General features: G+C 41.7%; 4 protein-coding genes. 3 read left to right on the plus strand and 1 reads right to left on the minus strand.

All coding sequences use genetic code 11. The features are described from left to right. Nucleotide 1 precedes the first annotated feature (1 nt). The gene (locus EIP89_RS00965; protein WP_124396788.1) at nt 2-676 is read left to right on the plus strand and encodes an ATP-dependent Clp protease proteolytic subunit; all 675 of its coding nucleotides are present in this window, start codon (nt 2-4) and stop codon (nt 674-676) included. Between the two features lie 6 nt (nt 677-682). Beyond that, nucleotides 683-1,948, plus strand: a complete 1,266-nt coding sequence (gene clpX, locus EIP89_RS00970) for an ATP-dependent Clp protease ATP-binding subunit ClpX (protein ID WP_124396789.1) — start codon at nt 683-685, stop codon at nt 1,946-1,948. On the opposite strand, the gene EIP89_RS00975 is transcribed toward clpX, so the two are convergent. Next, nucleotides 1,923-3,419, minus strand: a complete 1,497-nt coding sequence (locus EIP89_RS00975; protein WP_124396790.1) for a pyruvate kinase — start codon at nt 3,417-3,419, stop codon at nt 1,923-1,925. The genes clpX and EIP89_RS00975 overlap by 26 nt on opposite strands. Nucleotides 3,420-3,544: 125 nt before the next feature. On the opposite strand from EIP89_RS00975, the gene EIP89_RS00980 reads away from it, so the two are divergent. After that, on the plus strand, nt 3,545-6,427 hold the full coding sequence (locus tag EIP89_RS00980; protein ID WP_124396791.1) for an alpha-amylase family glycosyl hydrolase: 2,883 nt from the start codon (nt 3,545-3,547) through the stop codon (nt 6,425-6,427). Nucleotides 6,428-6,576 lie beyond the last annotated feature (149 nt).

The raw sequence follows: 6,576 nt of genomic DNA on the forward strand, positions 1-6,576 counted from the left end.
TATGGATTTCGGCAAAGAATTTAAAAAATACGCAGTAAAGCATCAGTCCATTTCATCGCTTACGCTTGAGTCATACATTAAAAATTCTCTGACACCTTACATCATCGAAGAGCGTCAGCTCAATGTGGCTCAAATGGACGTATTCAGCCGCTTGATGATGGACCGTATTATCTTCATGGGTACGGCCATAAACGATCAAGTGGCTAACATTGTACAGGCCCAATTGCTCTTTTTGGAAAGTACAGATGCTAAAAAAGACATTCAGATTTACATCAACTCGCCTGGTGGGTCGGTGTATGCAGGTCTTGGTATTTACGACACTATGCAAATGGTAGCTCCTGATGTAGCCACCATTTGCACTGGTATTGCTGCCTCAATGGCTGCTGTGCTCCTGTGTGCTGGTGCCGCTGGTAAGCGTACTGCTCTGAAGCACAGTCGTATCATGATTCACCAGCCCATGAGTGGCACTCAAGGTCAGGTAGCCGATATGGAGATTGCTTTAAAAGAGACCCTTCGAGTTCGCGACGAACTCTACAACATTCTCTCAAAGCATACCGGACAAACCTTTGAGAAAATCGCTGCTGACAGCGATCGCGACTACTGGATGCGCAGCGAAGAGGCCAAAGAATACGGTATGATCGACGAAGTTTTGGTTTCTAAGAAAAACAGAGGTTAATCCCAAATGAAAAGACCCGACTATCAATCTTGTTCCTTCTGCGGTCGCGAAAAAAAGGAAGTGAATATGCTCATAGCGGGCGTGAGCGGGCATATTTGCGACTATTGCGTGATGCAAGCCTATGAATTGGTAGGGGCTGAGTTGGGTCATGACTATGCCAATAGGAAGAAGAAAAGCACAATAACATCCACTCAGCGCAAGATTTATAAACCTGCAGAAATCAAAGCCTATCTCGATCAATATGTGATCGGTCAGGAGCAAGCTAAAAAAGTGATTTCTGTAGCAGTATACAATCACTACAAGCGCATTTTTCAGGCCATTTCGGCTCAAGACGATGACGTAGAGCTTGAAAAATCAAACATCATCCTTGTTGGCGAAACCGGAACGGGTAAAACACTACTCGCCCGTACGGTGGCCAAGCTGCTCGATGTGCCCTTTGCGATGGTCGATGCCACTGTACTCACAGAGGCCGGTTACGTAGGCGAAGACGTGGAAAGCATTCTCTCCCGACTATTGCAAGCCGCCGACTACAACGTAGAGGCTGCACAAAACGGAATTGTCTTTATCGATGAAATCGACAAAATCGCTCGCAAAGGCGACAATCCTTCCATAACGCGCGATGTTTCGGGCGAAGGGGTACAACAAGCCTTGCTAAAACTCTTGGAGGGCAGCAAGGTAAATGTGCCGCCACAGGGAGGGCGCAAACATCCTGAGCAAAAGTTTATAGAGGTCGATACGAAAAACATCCTCTTTATCGCAGGTGGAGCCTTTGAGGGCATTGATAAAATCATTGCTCGAAGGTTAAATACTTCTACTGTAGGGTATCATTCTAACAAACAACGCACCCTCGAAAAAGACCAACTGCTTGAGTTTGTCGACCACTCAGACTTGCGCACTTTTGGCCTGATACCTGAATTGCTCGGCCGATTGCCCGTGGTATGCCATCTTATGCCCCTCGATGCAGCCGCCCTTCGTCGAGTACTTACAGAGCCAAAAAATGCCTTAATTAAGCAATACAAAAAACTCTTTGCCCTCGATGGCATTGAGCTCATCGTACCTGAGGAAACAATTGACTACATCGTAAACAAAGCGATCACCTTTAAACTTGGTGCCAGAGGGCTGCGCTCTATCTGTGAAACCATACTCACAGAGGCTATGTTTGAGCTGCCTTCAATGGAGCTCAAGGACAATGTCTTCGAACTAACTCCCGAATATGCTGCTATGCAGGTTGAAAAGTCGGATTTACTCACACATCTGAAGGCAGTTTCATGATTGATCCTTCGCTCTGACTATCATTTAAGTGTTCTGACACGAATTTTTTAACTATACCGAGAGGTCTCATCGTGAATCTTTTCTTTTCGCGATGAGACGACTCTCTTCTCAAAATGTCTTTAAGCGTTTGCATCGTCTGAACGATGTTTTTTCCCTTATTGAGCATCACGCACTCTGACATAGATGCCATTACAGCATCCGAAATCTCGCTGCGTGTGATTAAGCCGGTCTTGTTCAAGCTTTCTAAAACTTGTGTTGCCCATATCACTGGAGTATGTGCTGCTTCACATAGCCAAAGGAGTTCTTCCTGAATTTCAGCAAGTCTTTCGAAGCCTATTTCAATGGCTGAGTCTCCCCTGGCGATCATTATACCAAAAAGTGGGTCTTTCATTGCCTCGTAGAGCAATTCGACAAAACTGTCAACCGCTTCTGATGTTTCGATCTTGTAAATCACCGGCTTGTGAATGCCGAATTCTTTTAAATACGTCCTCAAAAGTTGAATATCCTCCGTTTTACGAACGAATGAATAGCCAATCAAGTCGGCATATGAGGCTATCATTTTAAGATTTTTGATGTCTTCAGCAGTAAGTGATTGAGTGTTCAGATGTGTATCTGGCAGATTAATGCCTTTATCCTGTTTTAAAACAGCATTATTTAGAGGGGTTTTGACAATTCGAATCACTGCAGTCTGATTTTTTACTTCTTCTACGATTCCATGAAATTTTCCGTCGTCGAAGTAAATTCTATGGCCTGATTGTAATGTTTCGAATACGCGAGTTTCTGAAATCAAAATTGTTTTCTTCGGGAAATTTTCATTGGTTGTAGTTGCTTGTAAATAGATGACATCGTTGAGCTGTAGTTCTATTTTTTTCTTTTTGTTTGGTATAAGGGTGCGCAGTTTGGGTCCTGCTAAATCCATGTGAATTTTACAGGGCAGCCCTGTGTTTATTATTGCAGTTTGAAGGGTATTTACTATCTGGTTAACAGTTAGTTCGTCGGCATGAGCAAAGTTGATTCGAGCGATATTCATCCCGTTTATAAGCAATTTTTCAAAGTATTTCACATCGCCGGCTTTGCGTTCGTCTATAGTCACCATTAGATAAGGGATGTTGTGATCGGCGTGTTTTTCGCCAAATAGTTTTCTGGTTCTTTGGCTTATCATTTCCCTTCCTACGTCATCAGAGAGGGTACACGCTTTCCCTTTGTATTCTGGCGCGAGCCATTTAAGTACATTGAGCAGTTGATAATGGGTATGACTTTCAGATGCAGCCAGTGAAGATAGCCCTAAATGATGCAGTTGATTTTGGATAGGGCGTAGTTCGTGACTTCTCAAAACCAGATATTTTGCTAAATTTTTAGCTGACACATCATAATTAGGATGAAGCATCAATTCCTGCATTTTAATTTCTGATTGCGTAAATTTTTTTTCAAGGTGTATTAAAAAATCCACTAAGTCTTTGATGGTTTTCATACTTATGATGTGTTGGAAGTGGTACAGCAAGGTCAGTAAATGATCTTTGAAGGTCAAATGATTATTGTCAACTTTTAAGAAAGTGTAAAAAATACACTATATTAGCCAACAGAATTTATTTGAATATGAGAAGAAAACTATTCGCGCTGTTGGGATGGACGGTAGGTGTACTTTCCCATTCTCAAGTAATCACCACGATTCCAATTTTTCCCACGCAAAACGACACTGTTACCATCATATACGATGCATCGCAGGGCAATGGTCAGTTGGCAGGATTTGTTCCGATTTATGCACATACGGGTGTAATCACCAATACAAGTCCTACACCTACCTCTTGGATGCATGTTCAGGGTACTTGGGGTACAGCCGATCCAAAGGTGCTAATGACTCCTCTCGGGAATAATCTTCATCAGATCAAGTATCACATCCCAACTTTTTACAATCTGCCACAGGGTACGATTGTATACAAAATGGCCTTTGTATTCCGAAATGCTACAGGCACGCGGGTAGGTCGAAATGCTGATGGCAGCGATATTTTCGTAGATGTCTATCAGCCGGGTCAGTTTGCAGCTAAGCTGGTAAAACCGTTTGGTAAGCATCTGATTCGACAGATAAATCAGGTCATACAAATCGAAGGGGCATCTAGTGATTTTGGTACACTTAGAATTAAAGTAAATGGAACTACCATTTCGCAGCAAAACAATACCAAAACAATTACTGGATCCATAAACACAAACCTCTTAGGATTTGGAAAACACTACATTACACTCGAAGCTACGAACGGTTCAACTACAGTGTACGACTCCACCTATTTTATAGTTCAACCTCCTGTAACCGTTCAAAATCCGCCGGCTAATGTGAAATATGGCATTAATTATTTAAACGATTCTTCCCTCATTCTTTGCCTACATGCCCCCTTTAAACAGTTTGTGTATGCCGTGGGTGACTGGAGTGATTGGGAACTTGACCCGAAATATTTCATGAAACGCAATCAAAACGGCGATGTATGGTGGATTCAAATAGATGGTTTAACTCCTAAGCAACAATACAGATATCAGTATTGGATCGATTCTACTTTGTTACAAGTGGGCGATGTATATGCTGATCTTCAGCTCGATCCATGGAACGATCAATACATTCCACCGTCAGTATTTCCGAATCTTATCCCCTATCCACATGGTAAGACTTCGCATGTAGTTTCAGTGCTTCAACCTGGCGAAGATCCTTACCCTTGGGATACCACTATTCAATATCAACGCCCACCAAAAGAGCGCCTAGTGATTTATGAATTGCTGCTGAGAGATTTTATTCATTCACACAATTTTAAATCTCTTAAAGACACGTTGCCTTATTTAAAGAATTTAGGTGTTAATGCCGTTAAGATTATGCCCATCATGGAATTTGAAGGCAATGAAAGTTGGGGTTATAATCCAATGTTTTATTTCGCTGTTGATAAATATTACGGAACGAAAAACGACTTCAAGCGATTCGTAGAAGAATGTCATCGAAATGGAATCGCTGTAATTCTTGACATAGCTTTAAACCATTCTTTCGGTCAGAACCCACAAGTTCGGATGTATTTCAATCCAAATGCTGGTCAGTATGGTCAGCCAACTCCAGAAAACCCCTGGTTTAATGAGACAGATCGCCATCCCTTCGGTGTAGGTTTTGATTACAACCATGAAAGCCCACACACACGTCAGTTTTCTAAGCGCGTTATGGAATATTGGATCAGAGAATTTAAAATTGACGGCTATCGGTTTGACCTGTCAAAAGGCTTTACTCAAAACTACACACTGGGCAACATAGGTGCATGGAATCAATACGACCAGAGCCGTATAAACATATGGCTTGACTATTCGTCCCACATCTGGAGTGTAGATCCTACGGCATATGTCATTCTCGAGCATTTTGCTAACAATGACGAAGAGACTGTTTTGGCCAATAATGGTATGATGCTATGGGGAATGATACATGAGGCCTACAAACAATGTATTCTCGGTTTTCAATCAAACAGCAACTTCTCCTGGATTTCTCATCAGGCCCGCGGGTGGAATTCGCCACATGTGATAGGCTATGCCGTAAGTCACGATGAAGAAAGACTTATGTATGAAGCCTTAAATTTTGGAAATACATCGAATTCAAATCACAACGTACGAGATCTAAATGTGGCTTTAAAACGTTCTGAAATGATAGCTACTTTGCTCATTCCCATACCCGGGCCGAAAATGTGGTGGCAGTTTGATGAACTTGGTTATCCATATTCTATTAATTATTGTCCAAACGGAACAATTAGCACTTCTTGTCGCACCGACAAAAAGCCTATTCGTTGGGATTATATTCAAGTAACTAATAGAGCTCGGCTTTACAAAGTATACGCAGCAGTATCGCGTCTTAAAACGCAATATCCAGCTTTTTCGACCAATAACTTTACTCTTGATGTAGGTGGATTGATCAAGCGGATTTTCCTCTATCATCCATCAATGGACGTAGTGATTCTTGGAAATATTCACGTACAGCCTATCTCTTTTATTCCAGGATTTAACAAAACTGGTACCTGGTACGAATATTTTACTAATACCAGTTTAAATGTTACCGATCTGAATGCTCAAATTACCCTTCAGCCAGGTGAGTATCGCATTTACACAACTTCTCCACTACCAGCTCCTGACTTGAGTCCGATCATTCCTCTTTCAGTCGACGAAGTACCTTCAAGTGCTCAAGTATTTGACCCTGGCTTGCGCGTGTATCCCAATCCTGTACCTGCTACTGGTACATCCATCGACTTTTATTTGCACTCATTAGATGAAGTAAGCCTTGAAATATTTGACTTGAGCGGTCGAAAGGTAACAACCCTTTTGGACAAAGAAAAGCTCGGTGGCGGTACTCATTTACATTGGTGGAATGGTAAAGATTCATTTGGCAACGAGGTAAAAGCCGGTATGTATATTCTTAAACTCACTTGCAAGCAGCATTCTGCCACTTTCAGATTAAATAAAGTTCATTAATTTTTAAAAAGAAAAAATTAAAGAAGGTGTCCAAAAAGTAAAGGACGCCTTCTTTTTTATTTTGATAAAACCCTTAATTGAAGTAAATTAGAGCCATCATAGACATTTTAAGTGAGGCGAGTAGTCTTTAAACAGCAACCCGGCAAATG

The organism is Thermaurantimonas aggregans (assembly GCF_003851885.1).
Taxonomy (GTDB): Bacteria; Bacteroidota; Bacteroidia; order Flavobacteriales; family Schleiferiaceae; genus Thermaurantimonas; species Thermaurantimonas aggregans.